The organism is Flagellimonas algicida (genome assembly GCF_049629585.1).
Classification (GTDB): domain Bacteria; phylum Bacteroidota; class Bacteroidia; order Flavobacteriales; family Flavobacteriaceae; genus Flagellimonas.
Genome location: NZ_JBMYIX010000001.1, coordinates 1,619,501 through 1,641,066, shown reverse-complemented (window position 1 = coordinate 1,641,066; position 21,566 = coordinate 1,619,501). Strand labels below are relative to the sequence as shown.

The window sequence follows — 21,566 nt, the reverse complement described above, 5'->3', positions numbered from 1 at the left end:
TGTTTTGAACGATTTCATTATTTGGAAATCACGTTTTGTTGTGTGTGGACCATGGTAATTCATGAGTCGTCATATTGAATTTGGATAAGCTTTTGTACCTCCCTATTCAAGACAATAAATCTTCCCATATCTTTGCCACAAAATCGAACTACTTGGAAAATACGCTTTATATAATTATTGGTCTTGTATTGCTTATCGCAGGAGGAAATTGGTTGTTGAAATCTGCTGTGGCCCTTTCGCTCCGTTTGGCTATTCCTAAAATTGTGATAGGGATGACGGTGGTCTCCTTTGCCACTTCGGCCCCGGAACTTATTGTAAGCATAAAGGCGGCATTGGATGGGTTCCCAGACTTGGCTTTGGGCAACGTGGTAGGGTCCAACATTGCCAATTTGGGTCTGGTGTTGGCCATAACGGTACTTATGGGGAGTATAGATGTTCGAAAAAGTTTTTATACCACGGATTGGCCGGTTATGATGGTGGCCTCCCTGCTGTTCTGTGGGTTTATTTATTTTGATGGGGTCTTGCAGCAGTACGAAGGAATTATTCTGGTTTCCTTTTTGTTCCTCTTTTTGGTATATCTGCTCCGGTTTCAAAAAACCGCTGTCGTGGATGAAATGCCGGAGGATGATGAATACTTGCCCATGTATAAGACCGCATTGTATTTAGGTATAGGGGGCACGGCACTTTGGGGAGGGTCTGAACTTCTTATTGAGGGAGCCGTGGGTATGGCCTCGGCCTTTGGTGTGAGCGATCGCGTTATTGGTATAACGGTGGTTTCTGTGGGAACCAGTATTCCAGAACTCGCTGCCTCGGTAATTGCCGTGTTAAAACAGGAAAAGGCCATTTCCTTGGGGAATTTGATAGGCTCCAATATTTTCAACCTTTTGGCAGTTTTGGGAATTACATCCATAATCACCCCGATTACTGTGGTGGACCAAGGATTGCTTTCCAGTGATATCTTCTGGATGTTGGGGATTTCCCTGTTGATATTGCCCTTGGTATTTTTTCCAAAGGGATTGCGCTTGGGCTGGCGGGACGGTTTAATACTGTTGGCCTTTTATGTAACCTTCGTATATATTACCCTAAACTAAAAACCGCCCCTTTGGAGGGACGGTTTTCAAATCAACAACTAATTTATACACAAACATTGGTGTGTCCTATACGTCGGCAGATTTCACTGTTTTAATGATTCTGGCCGCTACTCGGTATGGATCTGCGTTGGAAGCAGGTCTTCTATCTTCCAACCATCCTTTCCATCCTTTTTCAACGGTCAAGATTGGAATACGGATGGAAGCACCCCTATCGGATACACCGTAACTGAAATCTTTGATGGAAGCAGTCTCGTGCTTACCGGTCAAACGCTCATCATTGAACTCACCATAAACTTCAATATGCTCTTTGGTTACAGGTCGGAAGGCCTCACATACTTTTTCGTAGGTTTCTTTAGATCCACAAGTTCTCAAAAGTGTATTGGAGAAGTTTGCGTGCATACCGGAACCGTTCCAATCCCCTTTGATGGGTTTTGGGTGGTATTCAATATAGTATCCGTAGCTTTCTGTCAACCTTTGAAGTAGGTAGCGAGCCACCCAGATTTCATCACCGGCTTTTTTGGCGCCTTTGGCGAACAACTGGAACTCCCACTGTCCGGCAGCAACCTCTTGGTTGATACCTTCAAACTGTAGTCCAGCCTCCAAGCATAGGTCGGCATGCTCTTCAACCAAGTCCCTGCCCCAAGTGTTTCGGCCACCTACAGAACAGTAGTAAAGACCTTGTGGGCCAGGATAACCACCAACAGGGAAACCAAGTGGTAATTGCGTGGCTGTATCCATGATAAAGTACTCTTGTTCAAAACCGAACCAAAAATCATCATCTTCATCATCAATGGTGGCCCTGGAGTTGCTCGCATGGGCAGTTCCATCTGGATTCAACACCTCGGTCATCACCAAATACCCATTTCTTCTTGCAGGGTCAGGATAGATAGCAACAGGTTTCAACAAACAGTCAGAAGAACCACCCTCGGCTTGCTTGGTGGAGGAACCATCGAAAGACCACATTGGGCAATCTTCCAATTTACCGCTAAAATCCTCTTCAATTCGTGTTTTGCTTCTAATGTTGGCTGTTGGCTCATAACCATCCAACCATAAATACTCTAATTTAGATTTGCTCATAATTTTGGTAGTTATATGTTCTCAAATTCACGATTGACAAAAATAGTTTTTTCATTTGATAATATATCTTTTAGAGGGTTAAAATGGCTAAAATGACATTATAATTTTTATTACCCCTGTTTAAACGGGGGTAGCATGAAAAAAAAGTATTTTTAGGCAAATAAATTATTAAATTGTTAATTGTAGCTTTGTGGACTAAACTTTTTGAGAATGCCAAAAATGAGATTTGAGGCTTTGCTGGAAAGCCGTAAAAGAGAACATATACAGATGGACGAGACTGGAAAGCGGTCCGATTTGTTTGGCAGAAATGTGTTCAATGAAGACAAGATGCTTCAATTTCTGACCAAAGAAGCTTTTGAGAATGTAAAATCGGCCATTTTTCAGGGCAATAAGATAGATAGGAAGATAGCTGACCAAGTAGCGGAGGGCATGAAAGCCTGGGCGTTGTCCATGGGTGCTACCCATTATACCCATTGGTTTCAACCCTTGACCGGGGCCACCGCGGAAAAACATGACGCTTTCTTTGATATCATGTCCGATGGCAAGGCCATGGAAAAGTTTGGCGGTGCACAATTGGTGCAGCAAGAGCCCGATGCTTCCAGTTTTCCCAGCGGCGGAATACGAAACACCTTTGAAGCAAGGGGTTACACGGCTTGGGATCCCACTTCCCCCGCTTTTATTTATAAGACCACACTTTGTATTCCTACCATTTTTGTAGCGTATACCGGAGAGGCGTTGGACAATAAGGCTCCTTTGTTGAGGGCTTTGTATGCTATAGATCAAGCGGCCACGGATGTTGCACAGTACTTTGATAAGAATGTGCGTAAAGTATATGCCACTTTGGGGTGGGAGCAAGAATACTTTTTGGTGGACAAGGCCTTGGTGCAGTCCCGGTTGGATTTGGTAATGGCCGGTAGGACCCTTGTGGGGAGTTTGGCGGCGAAGGGCCAGCAGTTGGACGATCATTATTTTGGAGTGATACCACCAAGAGTACTCAGTTTTATGAGTGATCTGGAAAAACAATGCACCAAATTGGGCATTCCTGTAAAAACACGGCATAATGAAGTAGCTCCCAACCAGTTTGAGCTCGCCCCTGTTTTTGAAGAAGCTAATCTTTCCGTGGACCATAACTTATTATTGATGGATGTTATGGAAGAGATAGCCGACAAGCATAATTTTAGGGTGCTCTTCCATGAAAAACCCTTCGAGGGCATCAATGGTTCGGGAAAACACAATAATTGGTCTTTGGCCACAGATACCGGAGTGAATCTGCTCAGCCCCGGGACCACTCCTATGAAGAACCTTCAGTTTTTGACCTTTTTTGTCAATACCATAAAGGCGGTGGATACCTATGAGGAATTATTGCGCTCCTCCATAGCATCGGCAAGTAATGACCATAGGCTGGGGGCCAATGAGGCACCCCCCTCGATCCTATCCATTTTTATAGGAAAGCAACTGAGCGATGTGCTCGATGAATTGGAAGGGGTTTCCAAAGGAAAATTGTCGCCAGAGGAGAAAACGGAACTCAAACTCAATGTAGTAGGGAAAATCCCGGAAATCTTATTGGACAATACAGACCGAAACCGGACTTCTCCCTTTGCCTTTACGGGCAATAAGTTTGAAATGAGGGGAGTGGGCTCCAAGACCAATTGTGCCAAGCCTATGACCATTCTCAACACCATTATGGCCAAACAGCTCACCGATTTCAAGAAAGAGGTGGATGCACTCATTGATAAAAAGAACCTCAAAAAGGATGAGGCTGTATTCAATGTGCTGCGTGAGTACATCAAAACGTCCAAGCGAATCCGTTTTGAAGGCGATGGCTATGGGGAAGAATGGCAGTTGGAGGCACGAAGGCGAAAGCTGAGCAATAATAAAAACACTCCGCAAGCCCTAGAGGTAATCACTTCCAAGGAAAGTGTGGCCCTGTTCAAGGATATGGGGGTCATGAACGAAGTGGAGCTCAAGGCTCACCAGGAAGTGGAACTGGGAGCCTATATATTCCATATCCAAATAGAAGGAAGGGTATTGGGGGAGATGGTCTATAGTCATATTGTCCCGGCCGCCATTCGCTATCAAAATACCTTGTTGGAGAACATTTCCGGTTTAAAGGAAGTGTATGGGGCGGCCCACAAAAAAGTGGCCGAACCCCAATTGAACATCTTGGAGCAGGTAGGGGAGCATATTGTTGAGATCAAGAAATTGACCGATGAAATGACTGAGGCGCGAAAGCGGGCCAATGGACTTTCCACGGCCCAAAAGAAAGCGGAGGCGTATTGCGATAATGTAAAACCCTATTTTGATGCCATCCGTGAACAGTCCGATAAACTGGAAAAACTCATCGCGGACGATTTATGGCCATTTACCAAATACAGCGAGTTGTTGTTCGCAAAATAGGAAAGAACGGTTAACGATTAATTCGTGGCTTTCCGTTATTTTTGCCCAAAGCAAAGAAATGTCATCGGAAACCAGTAAAAGATATGCGCAGCGAGGGGTTTCGGCCTCCAAGGAAGATGTGCACAATGCCATCAAGAACATTGATAAAGGTCTCTTTCCCAAAGCCTTCTGTAAAATTGTCCCAGATTATTTGACCGGAAGCGAGGAGCATTGTTTGATCATGCACGCCGATGGCGCAGGTACCAAATCCTCCTTGGCTTATATGTATTGGAAGGAAACCGGGGATATCTCCGTTTGGAAAGGGATTGCCCAAGATGCCTTGATCATGAATGTGGACGACCTTATCTGCGTGGGGGCCACGGACAATATTATGTTGTCTTCTACCATTGGAAGGAACAAAAACCTGATTCCCGGGGAGGTCATTTCGGCCATTATCAATGGAACCGAAGAACTTATTTCTGATTTAAAAAAGCATGGGATCACCATACATTCCACAGGTGGTGAAACGGCAGATGTTGGGGATTTGGTGAGGACTATCATTGTGGATTCCACAGTCACCGCGAGGATGGAACGCTCCAAGGTGGTGGACAATGCCAATATCAAGCCCGGGGATGTCATCGTGGGACTGGCCTCTTTTGGGAAGGCCACTTATGAAACGGAATATAACGGTGGAATGGGCAGCAATGGGCTGACCTCTGCCCGCCATGACGTATTTGGAAAATATTTGGCCCAAAAATTTCCCGAAAGTTACGATGCTTCGGTACCAGAGGAATTGGTGTATTCTGGGGAAGTGGAATTGACGGACAAAGTGGCTAATTCCCCTTTGGATGCTGGAAAATTGGTGCTTTCGCCTACCCGGACTTACGCGCCCATCATAAAAAAGGTGCTGGAAAAATACAATACCGATCAGGTTCACGGAATGGTGCACTGCAGTGGCGGGGCACAGACCAAGATTCTCCACTTTGTGGAGAACCTTCATATCATTAAAGACAATATGTTCGCTGTTCCTCCGCTATTCAAGTTGATTCAGGAGCAATCCGGGACCGATTGGAAGGAAATGTACCAAGTGTTCAATTGTGGACACCGTATGGAATTGTATGTGGATGAAAAGATAGCTGAAGACATTGTTTCCATTTCAAGGCAGTTTGATGTCGATGCCCAGATAATTGGCAGGGTTGAGGCCTCTGAACAGAAAAAACTCACCATTCAAAGCACTTACGGAAAGTTTGAATATTAGGTATACGATTTAGCCTGATTTCACGTTCTTTTATAAACCTCACGCTATGGAAAGGAAGGAATTTCTTCGAAGTTTGGGGGCAGGTGCTGCATTTGCCCTAACATTTCCCTGTATTCACGGATGCTCCAAAGATGAAGTGGACGGCAATATCGTGGAAGAGCCCACCGGAGTGGATTTTACGGTAGACCTTACATCCCAAGAAGCCCAGGCCCTTGTGGCCAATGGAGGCTTCATCCTGAAAAATTTAGTGGTGATCGCCAAAAACTTGGAAGGCGACTATGTGGCCGCAAGTCAGGTGTGTAGCCACGAATCCTATGATCAAGTACGTTTTGTCAACCAAGATGGAGGGATTTTTTATTGTGATGTCCATGGTTCCCGATTTGCCCAAAATGGGACACCGCTGAACCAAGTGGATAGCAAACCGGCCAAAACCTTGAAAATTTATAATACCGAGCTCGAAGGCAGTGTCCTTCGAATTTTTGAATAAGTATCATTTTTACCCCAAATCCATGAAGCAGTTCCTAGGCATTATGTTCTTTGTAGCCTTTGGCGGCCTGCACGCCCAAGAATGGCAAAACAGTTTTGATGAGGCCGTGGTTCTGGCCAATGCTGAGGACAAACCTATTGTTTTGGTCTTTTCCGGGTCCGATTGGTGCGCACCTTGCATACGTTTAAAGAAACAAATTTGGGAATCCGAGGAGTTTAAGGCTTATGCATCTGAACACTATGTGATGTATAATGCGGATTTTCCCCGGAAGAAAAAAAATGAACTCCCCCCGACCTTATCGGATGCCAATGCATCCCTTGCAGAAAAGTACAACCCCAAAGGACATTTTCCATTGGTTGTGGTTTTGGATAAACATCAATCTGTTTTGGGCAAGACCGGGTTTAATGTGAGGACATCACCAAAAAAGTACATCTCCATTTTGAACGGTTTTATACAATGAGAATGTTTTTGGTCCTTTGCTGCAGTCTATCTTGTCTGCTGTCTATGGGACAGTTGGACCGAAAGGACATTACCGTAAAGAAAACCCTGAAGTTAATGGGAACCCGGTTCGAGATTACCGTGGTGGCCCCTAACGAAGAGATAGGCTACTTGGATATTGATGAGGCTGTTTCGGAAATAGAACGGATTGAAAAAATGATTTCGTCCTGGGACGAAGCCTCGGAAACCTCGCGTATCAATAAAAATGCAGGGGTACAACCTGTAAAAGTCAGTCCAGAGCTCTACGGACTTATAGAACGCTCCATAAAAATTTCAGAAATAACCGATGGTGCGTTTGATATCAGTTATGCTTCCATGGACAAGATTTGGAGGTTTGACGGAACCATGGACAGTATCCCATCTGAAACGGAAATCAAAAACTCCATTGCCAAAATAGGGTATCAAAAAATTATATTGGATCCGAGCCAGCAAACGGTCTTTTTAAAGGAGCGTGGTATGCGCATCAGCTTTGGTGCCATTGGAAAAGGATATGCCGCGGATCGGGCCAAGGAGCTTTTGTCCTCCAAGGGGGTCAAAGGAGGAATCATCAATGCATCGGGAGATCTGACCACTTGGGGCACCAAGGTGACCGGGGAGAAGTGGTTGGTGGGCATTGCCAATCCGTTGAGCAAGGAAAAGGTGTTCAGTTGGTTGCCTATTGTGGAATCTTCTGTGGCCACTTCGGGCAACTACGAAAAGTTTATAATGTTCAAAGGGATAAAATATTCCCATATCATTGATCCCAGGACAGGATATCCTACCACGGGCATCAACAGCGTATCCATTTTTGCCAAACAGGCCGAGCTTTGCGATGCCTTGGCAACGGCTGTTTTTATCATGGGAAAGGATAGTGGCATCCACTTGATCAATCAAATAGATGGTGTGGAAGCGGTGGTGGTGGATTCCGATAATAAAATCCACAAGAGTTCAGGGATTATTTTTGATACGAATCCGTAAATTTAACCATGGCAAAACCCATTCTTTTTGTGCTGATATTGATTTGTTCCAGTTCTTGTGTGGTGGTGCGTGAGTATGACAAGGCATACATCAATGACGCTGAAATGCAATTGAGTGCCAGACCTTGTGAACGGTTCGAGACCAATTTCCATATTTATCGAGAAGCTTCTTCCGGGGCCAATGGTGGCAAAACGGGAGGGGGCTGCGGTTGTAATTAAATTGATGCGCCAGTGATGTTCCAAAACAACCTTACAAAGAAATCAACCATCCTGATTTTTTTTCTGTGCCTGGCCATGGGGTGGTCCCAGCAAGACAATACCAGCTACAAAAGACGCGTGTTGGAAACCAGCGAGGTGGACCTGCTGTTCAGCTATTACAACCAAGATGGCAATCATGCGGCCGTAACTGGGGGAGAGGGCACCGAAGATCTTACGGATGCCACATCGAGCATTGTGCTGCGTATGCCCTTGAACGAGGATGATGTGCTTACGGTTGATGTGGGTATATCGGCCTACACTTCTGCGTCATCCAGTAATGTGAACCCTTTGGATGGTGGGCTCAATGTCACCCCATTCGATGCTTCTTCCGGGGAGTCCCGAAAAGACATATTGGCCTATGTCAAACCCACGTACCAGCATAGCTCCGAAGACCGTAACACCATTTGGAGTGCCAACGCGTATGTGTCTTCAGAATACGATTATTTCTCCATTGGCTTTGGCGGTAATTACACCCGATTGTTCAATGAGAAGAACACGGAATTGAGTTTGGGAGGTACGGTTTTTTTGGATAAATGGAATGCCATTTACCCCATTGAGCTACGACCAGGGTTCTTTGATGATAGGATAACTGGAAATGGGGCCTACATGCCCAACTTTACCGAGTTCGATAAGGAAAACCGAAACTCATACTCACTTTCATTGAGCTTTTCCCAAATATTGGGCAAAAGAGTGCAAGGGGCGCTTTTTGTGGATTTGGTATCCCAGAACGGGCTGTTGAGTACCCCGTTCCAAAGGGTGTACTTTGGGGATACGGAAGATTTTTTCATTGATGATTTTCAATTGGCGGATGATGTGGAGCACCTGCCGGACAGTAGGTTAAAGGTTCCTTTTGGAGGTAGACTCAATTATTATGTGAACGATTTTCTGGTGTTGCGATCCTATTATCGTCTGTATTGGGATGATTGGGGCATTACCTCACATACGGCCAATCTGGAACTTCCTTTTAAACTCACGGATAAGTTTACGCTCTATCCCGCGTATCGATATTACACCCAAACTGCGGCCGATTATTTCCATCCAAAGGAAACGGCCCTCTCCACGTCTGAATTTTATACCTCGGATTACGATCTGTCCAAATATGATGCCCATCAATATGGGGTTGGGGCCCAATACAAGGATATCTTTACCAGTGCCAAGGTGCTTAATTTTGGATTGAAGACCATAGACCTGCGTTTCAGCCAGTATGATCGTAGTGATGGCCTCAATGCCTTTATCCTTACTTTGGGGACCACTTTTGTGGGGAACTGAGACAAAGTAGCGAAACACAATCCAACCAAAAATCGTAAATTCGCAACCTTAACGAGGATGGATTTATGCTAGACAAGCTCAACATTGTAAAACAGCGTTTTGATGAGGTTTCGGACTTGATCATTCAGCCTGATGTAATTGCCGACCAAAAGCGATACATTAAGCTGAATAAGGAATACAAGGACCTGAAAGTGCTCTCGGATAAACGGGAGGAATATATCAACCTTACCAACAATATTACGGAGGCCGAGGAGATCATTGCGGATGGAAGTGATGCCGAAATGGTGGAAATGGCCAAAATGCAGTTGGAGGAAGCCAAAGGGGCATTGCCCAAATTGGAAGACGAAATAAAGTTCCTGCTCATTCCCAAAGACCCGGAAGATGCCAAGGATGTGGTCATGGAAATTAGGGCCGGGACCGGTGGTGACGAGGCCAGTATCTTTGCGGGCGACCTGTACCGCATGTATGCCAAATACTGCGAATCCAAAGGATGGCGTACCAATATCATTGACCTTAGTGAAGGAACCAGCGGTGGATATAAGGAAATCCACTTTGAGGTTTCCGGGGAAGACGTATACGGTACGTTAAAGTTTGAAGCAGGGGTGCACCGGGTGCAACGGGTGCCCCAGACCGAGACCCAAGGTAGGGTGCATACCAGTGCTGCAACGGTAATGGTTATTCCAGAAGCTGAGGATTTTGATGTGCAGATAGACCCCAAGGATGTTAGAATCGATTATTTCTGTTCTTCCGGTCCAGGTGGACAGTCGGTGAACACTACCTATTCCGCCGTTCGTTTGACGCACATCCCTACGGGATTGGTGGCGCAGTGTCAGGATGAAAAATCCCAGCACAAGAACAAGGACAAGGCGTTTAAAGTGCTTCGTTCCAGATTGTACGACATGGAGCTGGCCAAAAAACAAGCCGAGGATGCCGCCAAAAGAAATTCCCAAGTAAGTAGTGGTGACCGTTCGGCAAAGATCAGAACATACAATTATCCCCAAGGTCGGGTCACGGACCACAGAATCGGTCTCACGCTGTACGACTTGCAGAACATTATCAATGGGGATATCCAAAAGATCATTGATGAGTTGATGTTAGTGGAGAACACCGAGAAATTAAAAGAAGCCTCAGAAATTTTTTAACCGCCAGAAGTCGATCCAGAATACCTATCCATGAAAATAGAGCAGTTAGTTTCGCAGATCCATCAAAAAAAATCCTTTCTGTGTGTAGGTTTGGATACTGACCTTGAGAAAATCCCCCAACACCTGCTCCAAGAGGAAGACCCTATTTTTGCTTTCAATAAGGCCATCATAGAGGCTACCCATGAATATTGTGTGGCCTACAAGCCCAATATTGCGTTCTATGAAGCTTATGGTATCCAAGGTTGGAAATCCTTGGAAAGGACCATGGACTACTTAAATAAAAACCACCCTGAAGTTTTTACCATTGCCGATGCCAAGCGGGGAGATATTGGAAATACATCCACCCGATATGCCAAGGCCTTTTTTGAAACCTTGAATTTTGATTCCGTCACCATTGCACCTTACATGGGCCGCGATTCTGTGGAGCCCTTTCTGGATTTTGAGGACAAGCATGTTATTTTATTGGCATTGACATCCAACCAAGGAGCTTTTGATTTTCAGACCAAAAAAATAGGGAAAGAAGAACTTTACAAAGAGGTGTTGCGGACCTCCAAAACGTATAAAAATTCGGAAAGGTTGATGTACGTGGTGGGAGCTACCAAGGCTACTTATCTTAAGGAAATCAGGGAAATTGTGCCTGAAAGTTTTTTGTTGGTGCCCGGCGTGGGGGCGCAAGGGGGAAGCTTACAGGAAGTCTGCCAATACGGAATGGCCCAAAATGTAGGGCTATTGGTCAACTCTTCCCGGGGAATTCTCTATGCCTCCCAAGGGATGGATTTCGCAGATGCTGCTGCGGACAAGGCTAAAGCCATTCAAATGGATATGGCCGTTGAATTGGGAAAATTGCATCAAGGGTCTTAACGCAAAGCTTCCAATATCTTTTTGATGCCTTGGGCCTTTCTTTTGAAAAATTCGCCAAGATGGGTGTCCATTGATGAAACATTGGCCGCTTTTTCAAGAAAGTTGTTATATCTGAACTCCAAAATGGAGATGGCTTGATTTCCACTGGTGATCGGGGTCACTGTCCCAACTTTACAATACTGATTGTTCATATCTCAAGATTTGTTATAACAAAGATACGGTCAAAACAGGCTTGTGGATTATGGGGAAGAGGGGTATACGTCTAAAAATCAGGTACTTTATATAAAATTTAACATTGGTGGGTGGTTTGTGGGTGCTCCTTTACATTTATTAAGGGATAAATTAACGTACATTTAGGAGAGTCGTTTTATCGTTCCAACGAAAACTAAAATCCAGAGGTATGAAAAAATTGATATTGCCTTTTGTCCTATTATTTTTTCTCCATGCCCATGCCCAGAACAATGCTTCTTGCAATTGTTGTTCAGAGAATCAAAAAGCTTTTGATTTTTGGATTGGAGAATGGACCGTAACAAATTCCGCCAACGGTGCTCCTGCAGGAGAAAGTAGTATAAGTAGGGAGGAAAATGGATGTGTGATCCGCGAAAATTGGACCAGTGCCACTCCCGGGTATACAGGTACAAGCCTTAATTTCTTTAATATCGTTGAGCAGCAATGGGAACAGTTGTGGGTAGATAATACCGGCGCACACCTAAAATTAAAAGGAAATAGGGTGGGAAACCAGATGATGTTGACTTCCGGTGAGTTTGTCAAGGATGATGGCCTAATGTACAGAAACCGGATTACGTGGACTAAAAATGAGGATGGTACCGTTCGGCAACTTTGGGAGGTTTTACAAGGAGAACAGGTAGTGTCAGTGGCATTTGATGGGTTGTACAAAAAGAAGTGATATTGCTTTGGGGTGGTCCAACAAAAAAACCGGTGCGAACACCGGTTTTAAACTAACTAACTCAAAAAAATGCTAACTCAGATAATTCTAACTGTTGCAAAATTCCTGTTTAACCCTTGGACTAAGGTTAAATTAACTTTAGGATTTTGTTATAAATATCTAATTTTATTGAGTTTATAACGATAATTTTTTCCCCTTATTGTGTAATTCTGAAAAAATTATGATTAATCTTGAAGAGCAAACACCTTTTTTAACAAATCTGTTGTTCTAGAGGAAATTTTTGTCCGAATTTCCTTCTCTTCCACCGCAATCATAGCATACACTCCAGACAGGGCCTGATTGGTGGTGTAATCCGTTAAATCTGGGTTTACGTTGTTGGTAAGGGGCAAATTGTTGTACTTGGTAATGATATTGCTCCAAATCTGGTCGGCCCCCACCTTTTGAAATGAATTTTTAATGATGGGATTGAATTTTTGGTACAGTTTGGTCTTGGTGGAACCTTCCAGATACTGCGTGGCAGCATTGTCATTTCCCAATAGAATCTGTTTGGCGTCATTAAAAGTGATTCCTTTGACAGCTTCAACAAAAATAGGCGTGGCTTCGCCTACGGCATCTTCCGCGGCACGGTTGATGATTCGGAGGCCCTCATCGGCCAAACTCCCCAAACCTACGTCCCGCAAGGTCTTGTCAACCTTTTGTAACTCCTGGGGCAGTAATATTTTTACAAGCTCATTTTTAAAGAAGCCATTTTCCAGGGCCAGTTTATTTACCTGTTTCTCAATGCCCATGTTCAGGGCTTCCCTAAGACCTTGGGCAATTTCCGCATTTCCTATTCCTGTGGTCCCTTGGGGCAATTGGTTTACTACCTGTTGTAGTTCGGTGCATCCCACAAACTGAAATAGTAGAATACATAGCAGTGCTCGTTTCATGGTGTGTTTTTTATAGTTATGGGGTGAAAATACGCTATAACCATAAAAAAATAGTCTTTATGGGCAGATTTTCGAGGAAAGTTGAGGGGCAACGGTAGTTGGTTGGGAATTGGAAGGAACCTTTGTTGCACCAAAAATAAAGGAGACCACTAGGCCTCCTTTATTAAAGCAAACTAACTCAAACAACTGAAGCCTAATCCCATCCAAAAACCTGTTCCAAATTGGGGTTGAGGGTAACTTCTGTAGCAGGGATGGGTCTATAATAATCTTTGGGTTCTTCAAAAGTGCCTCTTTCCGGTGTGGCTATCACATAGCCACTGGAACCATTGGTAAGATATACATCTACATCTTCACCAATAGTACCGGCCCGATAATAGATCAAGGTAACATCCAAGCTATTGGTCTCCCGGTCCTCAGGATTGGGAACTACATCAGAAGCGCCAAGAAGAACGATGTCTTCAATGCCGTCACCCGTAAGGTCGTATTTGCCCAAGCCAGGAAAGTATAAACCGCGAGGTTCCTTTTCCATTAATTTTCCGGCTTTCCATCGGTTCAGGTCTTCCAACCGCCTTCCTTCCAAGGCAAGCTCCACCCTTCTTTCCCTGCGTATTTCCAAAAGAACAGGGCTGCTTACATTGGGGTATCTGGCAGCTTGAACAGGGTCTGAAGCTACGGACATGGTAAGAGTGGGCATGCCCACTCTGCTGCGCAATTCGTTTATAGTGGCATCCAAAATGCTTTGTGAAACGGAGCCCAGTTCGGCTTCCGCCTCGGCATGGGTCAGTAGTACCTCGGCATAACGGAATACCGGTACATCCACATCATTCCTGAAATCTTGGTCCAAACTATTGGTGAAACCTTTGATTTGGTGATATCCCGTAAAGTTTTTGTTCAATTGTTGAACATAGTTGGCCGCACCGGAGGAATAGTTGGTCACATAGATGAGTTCCCAGCCTGGAAAGGCATAGGTCTGGCTCAATCTAGGGTCCCGATCGGTGAACTCTTCCACAAACGTCAAGGTTTCATAATTGGGCTGGTCGCTCAGATAAGTACCATCTGCCATCAAGTAGCTTTCCACAAGGTCACGTGCGGGAGACATCTCATAATTTCCAAAAACCCCGCTCCATGCGCCACTATCCTTTACATTGGCTATATTGATGTTGGTAAAGATAACTTCGGGGTTTGAGGTCAGGTCCTCACTCGAAAACAAGGTATAGTAATCGGAGTTGGGATTTCCTGTGTTGTAAATGGAGAAATTACCACTATCCATGATCTGCTTTGAAAAATTGGAAGCCATTTGCAAATAAGTGTTGGCGGTCCCGGCCAGACTCAATTCGTCATGATATTTTCTGTAGGTTCCCTCAAAAAGGGCATTTCTGCTGGCATAGGCCAGAACCAACCATTTGTTCACAGCACCTTGGGGTTGGTCTTCCAAGACATGGTCAATGGCAAACTGATAATCCTCGAAGATCTTTTCAATGACAAAATCACGTGAATCACTGGCTTTGTACAACTCCTCGGAATCGGTGGTCAATACCGTATCATACCACGGTACATTGGAATAGCGCTTTATTTTTCCCATGTAAAACTGGGCCCTGAAAAATCGGGCTACACCATCGTAGTGGTTTCTAATCTCTTCGGAAACATCTGCTTTGGGGGAATTCTCAAGAAATAGGTTGATGTTTCGGAGGTAATTCCAATCCCAACCTGAAGTTATGGTATTGGAGTTGGCCTCCGTGGTCATGATCGTCTTGATTTCGCGATTTCCCGTGGTGGCGGAATTGTCGGTGGCTTCATCAGCGTAGTACATTCCAAATCCTGGAAAGCTGTACAGGCCGTTTATATAGATGGACAGATCTTCTTCAGTATTGAAGAAATTGTCGGCAACGATCTCGGTTTCGGGCAAGCGCTCCAAAAAGTCGTCATTACAGGATGATACCAAGGCCAGTACCATCAGAATACTTATGTTGAATACCTTTTTCATGATGAAGGTTTAACGTGTTCGTGTTGTTTGATTAAAAATTGACATTGACTCCAAAAGAATATTTTCTCTGGTAGGGATATTGGTATCCACTGGTCTCTCCCCTAGGGGCACTGTATGCAGGGTTGATACGTTCGTTGATATCGGAAACTGCCTCGGGATCGAAGAAATCGGCAATTTGGGACCATTCAAACAAATTGTCGCCACTAAAGTATAGACGTACCGAAGAGATGCCCATATTCTTGGTGAACTTATTGGGGATGGTATACCCGAATGTGATGTTCTTCAGCCTCAAGTAGGAACCGTCCAATAAGTAAGCGGTCTGTGGAATGGCCAAACCTTGGGCCTGGTCCAAACGCTCTCCCAAGTTCCTATCTGCCAACCAAGCTTGGAGCACAGGGTATCGGGCATCGGTATTGGCGTTGGCCAACCCGGCATTGATGTAGGATTGTGAATGGTTGGCTACACGGTCGGCACTGTCATCAGAAGCCCTATAAAAATCCTGTAGGTGTTCATAACCACCCGAATATGGTTGTTGGTAAAAGCCCCAGTACAGATAATCCCTTGGATAGTAGTCACGTTTGGCTACACCCTGAAGGAAAACACCAAGGTCAAAATTATTCCAGTCAAAGTTGAGGTTAAGCCCGAAACGGTATCTAGGCAACATATTTCCAATGACTTTCATGTCCTTGGGGTCATCGGCGGACAGTCCTTTTTCAATTTTCTGGTTTCCATCCAAGTCTACATATTTGGGCCAGCCTTCTACAATTTCGAGGGCGCCCCACGGAATGATGCTGGTTTCATCCAATGCATCGATTTCTTCTTGAGATCTAAAGAAACCATCGGAGGTAAGTCCCCAAATTTCGCCAATTTCCATGCCTTCATAATATTGCAAGAGGCTATTGTTGGGGTTGTCAAATCGGGTAATGGTGGATTTACTATCACTCAAATTAAACTTGGCACTAAATCGCAACGGGTTGTTGGGGTTTCCAAAATTGTTCTGATAGCTCAAGGACAATTCCCAACCTTTTGTCCGTAGGTCTCCTGCATTTTCTTTGGGTTCACTGGCGCCCAAAACAGCCGGTAGATCCTTGCCCAGTGTTAGCATTCCTTTGGTATCCCGGATGAAGTAATCAAAAGAAGCATTGAATTTATTGTTGAACATGCCTAGGTCAACACCAACGTTCTTGGAAACCACTTCTTCCCAAGTATAGTTGTTGGAAACAATCCCAGGTGCCGTGATTTTTAAAGGCAGTTCGCCGTCGATGATATAATCGGACAAGTCCGATCCCATGGAAGGAATGTAGTCAAAGGAACCATCGTTCAATTTATCATATCCTACATCCTGGTTTCCAAGGGAACCATAGGATGCCCTGAACTTAAGTAGGTTCAAGGTTGGGTATAACGACTTCATAAAGTTTTCATTGGCAACGTTCCAAGCGAGGGAAACGGATGGGAAGAATCCAAAACGTTTGTCTTTTGGGAACCTTGAGGAACCATCATACCTTCCATTGAGTTCCAAAATATAGCGATCCTTATAGATGTAATTGGCCCTGTAGAACAACCCGCGAAGCGCCCATGATCGTATGTATTGGTTGCCATACAATGTGCCTGTTGCCAATTCTAGGGTCGGGAGCGAAGAAGAGATGACGGCGTCCCGGTTAAGGGTCACGTAGTCATATCGGGACTCTTCTTGGTTGTAACCGCCCAAAAGTGTAAGGGCATGATCACCAAAGTTTTTGTTGAAGGTTCCGTAGATGTTCAATACCTGATATTGCTCATCGGAGAATCGCTTCCATACTTCGTTTATTCCTTCTTCACGAACATCGTCCGGACCGTATCCTATTTGAAACTTGGCATAATTGGCATCATAATTATAATGCTCTTTGCGAAGGGTATATTCGGCATTCACTTTTAGAATGTCCTTGATCAACCAAGCCTGGGTGTCAAAAGTAGTCTGAAAGGTGTTGGTTTTTCCAGTTTCATTGCCACCATCCGTCAAACGGGCGCCCATCCACCCAACATCGGTATTGGCCCAGCTGCCATCGGGGTTTTTGTCCCAATCCGTAGGGGCAAAGTTGTACAGGGTCTGAATGTTGAAATAGGAAGGGTTTTTCCGCTTTGAGATTAGATAGGAAGTATTGTTCCCCAAACTTAACCAATCGTTCAGTTGCACGTTGATCCTACTTCGGAGCCCTGTTCTACTAAAATAGTCATCGGCAATTTTTAAGGAGCCATTGTGTTTGTTGTGGGATGCGGAAAGGTAATAGCTCACCTTTTCCGATCCACCGGTAAAGCTCAAGTTATGGTTTTGGGAATAGGTGTTGTTGGACAAGAAATAATTGGTCCAGTTTTCATTGCCCATATATTCCCATAGCCCGGGATTATTGATGCTTTCCCTGACCCCAACAGTACTAAGTGGATTATCGCTTCGTTCCCTTGCCCAAGCCAGTCTTTCGGCTGAGGTTCCCACGCCCGTCCATGGCGTATTGTCCTCGGACAAACGTTGTAATGCCAGATAGATGTAGGGATCGGTGGTTTTCTCGGGTACAACGGTCGGGGAGCCCAAGGTAACGTAGGTATTGTATCGAATGGATGTTTTTTCCTTGCTACCTGTCTTGGTGGTGATCAAAAGTACCCCAAATGCAGCTCTTGCTCCATAAATTGCCGCGGAAGAGGCATCTTTTAGTACCGAAATACTTTCAATGTCCTCTGGCGCTATCAAATTCAAAAGCGATACATCCGAAGGGACGCCATCAATGATTACCAAGGGATTTCCTCCGTTGATGGAGGTAAAACCCCGAATGTTCACTACAGGATTGGCTCCGGGGGCACCACTGTTGAAATCAATGTTCAGACCCGGGGAAATACCCTGCAGGCCTTGGGTTACATTGTTGATGGGCCTAGTGTCCAATTGCTCTACGGATACGTTGTTCACAGCACCGGAAAGATTCACTTTCTTCTGGGTGCCAAAACCAACGACGACCACTTCGCCCAGACTTTGGACATCTTCTTCCAGCACCACATTTATGGTATTGGATGTGCCAACGGTCACTTCCTTGGTAGTAAAACCAATGTAGGAGAATTCCAGAACTTGGCCTTCTTCCACCGTAATGGAATAGTTTCCGTCAAAGTCGGATGCGGTTCCGTTCGTTGTGCCTTTGACCATTACGGTCACACCGGCCAATGGCACATCGGAGGCATCAACGATGGTACCTGAGACTTCCTTCTGGCCATAGCCCAGAAAGGAGGTGGTTAAAAACAGTACAAAAAGTAAGACGTTTTTCATTTCATGTTTGCATTTAGATGGTTTAGTAGTTATTTATTTTCCAAGATCCATGTGTTCAATTTGGTATTTGGGGTTTCCAAAACGAGTTTGCAAAATCCCTTGGGGAGTTTTCTTAGGGAAAGGGTTGTCCCGCCTTCCTCTAGGGTCACGGTCTTTACCAACTTGTAGGTGTCTTTTCCTCCCGAGTTAAATTCATTGGTGTCGCTCATGTACAGTTTGGCCTCCCCTTTGGCAAGGTGCTTCCATGACAGAACAAGTTTTTTGCCTTCTTTTTTTGCCTTTAGGTCCATGGCATCCACGGGCTGTATCAAGGAGATCCCGTCCCACTCCCTTTTTATATCCAAGGGAACATTAAGGTTTAGAAAGTCTGTCATGGTGGGTAGAATGTCCACAACTGCAGGGGTCTGTTCCTTGAAGTAGGTATTGGTGTTTTGGGAATTGGTCACGATCCAAGTGCTGCGCTCCCGATCACTCTGACCACCATGCCCCTTACCATCCTTGGAACTTCTACCATGATCGGTAGTTACAATAAGCAACCATTCTTCTTTATGGGCTGATTGCCGCTTTTTTATGGCCTGCCAAATTTTGCCCACAAGGGCATCTTCAAACTGTATGGCTGCGTTAAATCGTTCACTATCACCAAATCCATGCCCCATGTCATCGGAGAACTCCAGGTAGACCCACGAAGCATCCGGGGCCTTTTCAAGAATGGTCTTTGCGGCATGGTCGGCGACCGTGTAGTCAATCAATTTCATAAAGTTTCTTTGGGCATCATGTGGATAGTTGATGGTATCATGCTCCAGCCCATCAAAGGCATAGTCAACTTTTATATGGTTTGTTTCCGGGAGACCATCACCAATGAGTTTGGTTCTATTGTCCAGCCAAGAAGAAAATACCGCTACCGTTCCGTTGGGGCGTTGGTCTTTGAATAATTTAAAGATGGTAGGGTAGCTATAGTTGGGTTTTTTAATGCCATTGCCCCATACATTGTGTTTGTTGGCCCATGTGCCTGTAAGAAGGCTATTGTAGCCCACTGCGGAGATGGTAGGGGTTTCGGAATAGGTATCTTTTCCACCACCAACATAGGCATTGGTGTATCCTCCCGAGGTTCCAATACTATCCAGATAAGGCGTATGGGCATTTTTTAGTTGATCGGCCGAGATGCCATCCACAATGATGAACACCACTTTTTTTGCAATGGAATCCAGCCTAGTCGTAGAGCTTGCATAAGTAGTGGTAAGGCCCAAAAAGGCAGTGAGAAAAAGAAGATAGTTAGCTTTCATGATGATGTGTTAAACGATGGGTCAAAGAAATGTAAATTGAATAAACGTTCAATTAATAAATATTTAAGTGATCGTTACGAAATTATAAAATAAATTAATTGAACGTTCAGTCAATTTATTTTTTTAAAAAAAAGAGTATTATTGCTTTAACATTATAATTTGGACGAACCATGGGAAGAAAGAGTTTGGGGCCAACAAGGCGATTGGAAATCATAAAGGCATTTTATGAGGTGTCCAAGGAGATTGGACTGGAAAATGCTTCCATAGCCAAAGTGGCCAAAGCCATGGGAATCAGCAATGGTCTGGTCATGCACTATTTTAATACCAAGGACGAACTATTGATAGGGTTGAACGAATATATTCTTCAACAACACCTTAAGGTATTGGTGGAAGATCATTTGGGAACCATAAAGACCCAAAAGGATCTTGAGGCGTTGATCTATAATCTATTTTCAAGAAAATGGAACCAGTATTTTGACGATGGGGTGTTTTATAGCTGCTATGCCCTTATATATAGGAACAAGGCCTTCAATGACAGTTTTAAAGAGTACCTACTGCAATTGCACGATGTATTGCGGGAAGAATTGAAACAGGCGCATAACAATGGGATCATAATCAATACCAATATTGATGAGCTCACCGAAATCATCTTTGCCCTGATTGATGGATCGTATTACTACATGGGAATGTTCCAACAAAATGATAAAGCCCATCAAAAGCAACAGGAAATCTACATAAGGCACTGTTTGGACCTTTTTAAATATGCGGATTGATGGGAGTTTTCTTTGAGCTGTTGGGCTGGGTTGGTTCGTATTGTTTTCTGTTTTCCTACTATATGTTGATTCGTGGAAAGTGGACTTCCAATCAACCTGTATACCATTGGTACAACATTATCGGTAGCGTCCTTTTTGTGGCCAACGGTGCCTATTATTCAGCCTGGGCCGTACTGTTCATTAATTTTGTGTGGGGCGTCATTGCCTGTTTTGGATTGTATAAATCCGTGTCAACCAAATAGAGATTCCGGCTGTTGACTATGAAAAAATCACTGTCTTATTATTGTAGACCATGGTTTTTCGGGCTACATGGAGCTGCACGGCACGGGAAAGTACAATTCGTTCCAAATCCCTTCCCTTGGCGATAAAATCCTTGATGGAATGCGAGTGGGAAACTGCGGTCACATCCTGCTCTATGATAGGTCCTGCGTCCAGTTCCGCGGTAACATAGTGACTGGTGGCGCCAATGATCTTTACCCCGCGTTCAAAAGCGGCATGATACGGTTTGGCCCCAACAAAAGCAGGCAAGAAAGAGTGGTGTATGTTAATGATTTTCTGGGGATAATTATCAATTAATTGGTCTGATACGATTTGCATGTAACGCGCCAATACAATGAAATCCACTTGATGCTCCTTTAATAGTTCCAGTTGTTCGGCTTCGGCACTTTCCTTGGTTTCCTTGGTGACGGGAACATGGTAAAATGGAATCTGGAATTGCTCCGCAACATATGCCAAATCTTGGTGATTGCTTAAGATGAAAGGAATGTCCACCATTAATTCCCCTGAGTTGAACCTGCTCAAAAGGTCATAAAGGCAGTGGTTGTATTTGGATACAAAGATGGCCATTTTGGGTTTGTGGGCCTCCATATGGATATCCCACTCCATATTGAACTCTTTGGCCAGGGAAGCATCGAACTTTTCCTTAAAGTCATCCAAGATCACTTCCGTTTCAAACTCGCTCTGCAACCGCATAAAGAATACTCCCGCTTGTTTGTCCACATGCTGGTCCAAATAAATTACGTTTCCTTCTTGTTGATGTATGAATGTGGTTACCGACCGTATAATGCCGGATTGGTCGGGACAATGGATAAGAATAGTGAGCTTCATGGGCTAAATTAGACCGATAAAATT

The 21,566-nt window shown here is 44.5% G+C and carries 20 protein-coding genes; 13 read left to right on the top strand and 7 right to left on the bottom strand.

The features are described 5' to 3' along the window. Nucleotides 1-152: 152 nt before the first annotated feature. Nucleotides 153-1,091: a calcium/sodium antiporter gene (locus ACPD8L_RS07415; protein WP_293301900.1), complete on the top strand. Its 939-nt coding sequence runs from the start codon at nt 153-155 to the stop codon at nt 1,089-1,091. Between the two features lie 66 nt (nt 1,092-1,157). Here the strand turns inward: ACPD8L_RS07415 and ACPD8L_RS07410 are convergent, their stop codons facing one another. Further along, nucleotides 1,158-2,168, bottom strand: a complete 1,011-nt coding sequence (locus tag ACPD8L_RS07410; protein ID WP_293301898.1) for a glutamine synthetase beta-grasp domain-containing protein — start codon at nt 2,166-2,168, stop codon at nt 1,158-1,160. Between the two features lie 210 nt (nt 2,169-2,378). On the opposite strand from ACPD8L_RS07410, the gene ACPD8L_RS07405 reads away from it, so the two are divergent. The 9 genes from ACPD8L_RS07405 to pyrF all read left to right on the top strand — a co-directional run bounded on the left by ACPD8L_RS07405 (nt 2,379) and on the right by pyrF (nt 11,273). Further along, entirely contained in the window at nt 2,379-4,565 is a 2,187-nt protein-coding gene (locus tag ACPD8L_RS07405) for a glutamine synthetase III family protein (RefSeq protein WP_421809866.1), read from the top strand. Nucleotides 4,566-4,623: 58 nt separating this feature from the next. After that, nucleotides 4,624-5,802: an AIR synthase related protein gene (locus ACPD8L_RS07400; protein WP_423942735.1), complete on the top strand. Its 1,179-nt coding sequence runs from the start codon at nt 4,624-4,626 to the stop codon at nt 5,800-5,802. Nucleotides 5,803-5,848: 46 nt separating this feature from the next. Continuing rightward, nucleotides 5,849-6,289 carry a QcrA and Rieske domain-containing protein gene (locus ACPD8L_RS07395; protein WP_293301893.1) on the top strand — a complete coding sequence of 147 codons (441 nt, stop codon included), beginning with the start codon at nt 5,849-5,851 and terminating at the stop codon, nt 6,287-6,289. A gap of 22 nt (nt 6,290-6,311) precedes the next feature. Then, the gene (locus ACPD8L_RS07390) at nt 6,312-6,749 is read left to right on the top strand and encodes a thioredoxin family protein (protein WP_423942733.1); all 438 of its coding nucleotides are present in this window, start codon (nt 6,312-6,314) and stop codon (nt 6,747-6,749) included. 44 nt (nt 6,750-6,793) lie between these two features. Continuing rightward, complete coding sequence (locus ACPD8L_RS07385) at nt 6,794-7,744, top strand: FAD:protein FMN transferase (RefSeq protein WP_423942732.1); 951 nt, start codon at nt 6,794-6,796, stop codon at nt 7,742-7,744. Between the two features lie 8 nt (nt 7,745-7,752). Then, on the top strand, nt 7,753-7,962 hold the full coding sequence (locus tag ACPD8L_RS07380) for a DUF4266 domain-containing protein (RefSeq protein WP_116218332.1): 210 nt from the start codon (nt 7,753-7,755) through the stop codon (nt 7,960-7,962). A 15-nt stretch (nt 7,963-7,977) separates the two neighbouring features. Then, a complete protein-coding gene (locus ACPD8L_RS07375) occupies nt 7,978-9,270 on the top strand; it encodes a DUF3570 domain-containing protein (protein ID WP_421811001.1) in 1,293 nt (430 codons plus the stop codon). Between the two features lie 65 nt (nt 9,271-9,335). Then, a complete protein-coding gene (gene prfA / locus ACPD8L_RS07370; RefSeq protein WP_421809863.1) occupies nt 9,336-10,412 on the top strand; it encodes a peptide chain release factor 1 in 1,077 nt (358 codons plus the stop codon). A 30-nt stretch (nt 10,413-10,442) separates the two neighbouring features. Beyond that, nucleotides 10,443-11,273, top strand: coding sequence for an orotidine-5'-phosphate decarboxylase (pyrF, locus tag ACPD8L_RS07365; RefSeq protein ID WP_421809862.1), 831 nt, complete (start codon nt 10,443-10,445; stop codon nt 11,271-11,273). On the opposite strand, the gene ACPD8L_RS07360 is transcribed toward pyrF, so the two are convergent. Then, a complete protein-coding gene (locus ACPD8L_RS07360) occupies nt 11,270-11,464 on the bottom strand; it encodes a hypothetical protein (protein ID WP_116218329.1) in 195 nt (64 codons plus the stop codon). The genes pyrF and ACPD8L_RS07360 overlap by 4 nt on opposite strands. Nucleotides 11,465-11,673: 209 nt before the next feature. Between ACPD8L_RS07360 and ACPD8L_RS07355 the strand changes: the two genes are divergently transcribed. After that, the gene (locus ACPD8L_RS07355) at nt 11,674-12,180 is read left to right on the top strand and encodes a hypothetical protein (protein ID WP_116218328.1); all 507 of its coding nucleotides are present in this window, start codon (nt 11,674-11,676) and stop codon (nt 12,178-12,180) included. 224 nt (nt 12,181-12,404) lie between these two features. Here ACPD8L_RS07355 and ACPD8L_RS07350 read toward each other — a convergent pair whose 3' ends face one another. From ACPD8L_RS07350 to ACPD8L_RS07335, 4 genes are all read right to left on the bottom strand, one after another. Continuing rightward, nucleotides 12,405-13,109: a DUF4197 domain-containing protein gene (locus ACPD8L_RS07350; RefSeq protein WP_116218327.1), complete on the bottom strand. Its 705-nt coding sequence runs from the start codon at nt 13,107-13,109 to the stop codon at nt 12,405-12,407. A gap of 193 nt (nt 13,110-13,302) precedes the next feature. Further along, nucleotides 13,303-15,093 (bottom strand): RagB/SusD family nutrient uptake outer membrane protein, encoded by a 1,791-nt coding sequence (locus ACPD8L_RS07345; RefSeq protein ID WP_423942730.1) that lies wholly within the window; start codon nt 15,091-15,093, stop codon nt 13,303-13,305. Between the two features lie 31 nt (nt 15,094-15,124). Then, entirely contained in the window at nt 15,125-18,379 is a 3,255-nt protein-coding gene (locus ACPD8L_RS07340) for a SusC/RagA family TonB-linked outer membrane protein (RefSeq protein ID WP_423942728.1), read from the bottom strand. Nucleotides 18,380-18,408: 29 nt separating this feature from the next. Next, nucleotides 18,409-19,662 carry an alkaline phosphatase family protein gene (locus ACPD8L_RS07335; RefSeq protein WP_423942726.1) on the bottom strand — a complete coding sequence of 418 codons (1,254 nt, stop codon included), beginning with the start codon at nt 19,660-19,662 and terminating at the stop codon, nt 18,409-18,411. A gap of 170 nt (nt 19,663-19,832) precedes the next feature. Here ACPD8L_RS07335 and ACPD8L_RS07330 point away from each other — a divergent pair, with 170 nt between their 5' ends. Next, on the top strand, nt 19,833-20,435 hold the full coding sequence (locus ACPD8L_RS07330; RefSeq protein WP_293301872.1) for a TetR family transcriptional regulator: 603 nt from the start codon (nt 19,833-19,835) through the stop codon (nt 20,433-20,435). Beyond that, complete coding sequence (locus ACPD8L_RS07325) at nt 20,435-20,677, top strand: CBU_0592 family membrane protein (RefSeq protein WP_116218322.1); 243 nt, start codon at nt 20,435-20,437, stop codon at nt 20,675-20,677. Before ACPD8L_RS07330 ends, ACPD8L_RS07325 begins: the two co-directional genes overlap by 1 nt. 16 nt (nt 20,678-20,693) lie before the next feature. On the opposite strand, the gene purU is transcribed toward ACPD8L_RS07325, so the two are convergent. Next, a complete protein-coding gene (purU, locus tag ACPD8L_RS07320) occupies nt 20,694-21,542 on the bottom strand; it encodes a formyltetrahydrofolate deformylase (protein ID WP_423942724.1) in 849 nt (282 codons plus the stop codon). Nucleotides 21,543-21,566 lie beyond the last annotated feature (24 nt).